Here is a 602-nt window from a genome sequence, read left to right as displayed (position 1 = left end):
TTGACTTGTCTATCGTTAATCATGTGTACCAATTCATCGACGTTGTGTGGGCGAGAATAGAAGTAGCCTTGAATATAATGACAACCCATGTCGATAAGCGTGTTTAGCGCCCTGTCGTCTTCTACGCCTTCTGCAATTAAGTCGACATCCAACAGTTGAGCTAACTGGGCTATCAGATACACCACTTGCTCTGACGTTTTGTTCGAGAGCATATTGCGCACAAATGTGGCGTCAATTTTGATGCTGTCGATAGGGTAATTATGAATGTAATTTAAGCTCGAATAGCCAGTGCCGAAGTCATCCAGTGCGACTTTAAAACCAAGATAGCGAAGTGAGTTCAAAACCATCTGCTCGCGTCCACTTTGTGAAAGCAAAACGGTTTCGGTGAGCTCTATAACAAAGTCCGAAGCATCATGACCGTATCGCTCGAGCAAGGTTGTTAGGTGGTTGATGTAGCGGTTTGAATCGACCAGTTCGTGTGCAGAGCAGTTGATGGATAGCTTCACGGTATAACCGAGGTGAGCCTCTAACTCTTGCTTCGCAATACATGCTAACTCTATGATTCGCTCACCTAATTCGATGATTAATCCTGATTGCTCAGC

1 protein-coding gene is annotated in these 602 nt (G+C 44.7%); it reads right to left on the bottom strand.

Going from position 1 to position 602, the window contains the following annotated elements; translation table 11 throughout:
* On the bottom strand, positions 1-602 hold a 602-nt coding region (locus tag R7R24_RS28485; protein WP_318120421.1), incomplete at both ends, for an EAL domain-containing protein.

The sequence above is a fragment of the Vibrio sp. 704 genome (genome assembly GCF_033339295.1).
Note: the sequence above shows the minus strand (reverse complement) of the source record. Positions and strands in the feature narration are given on the sequence as shown.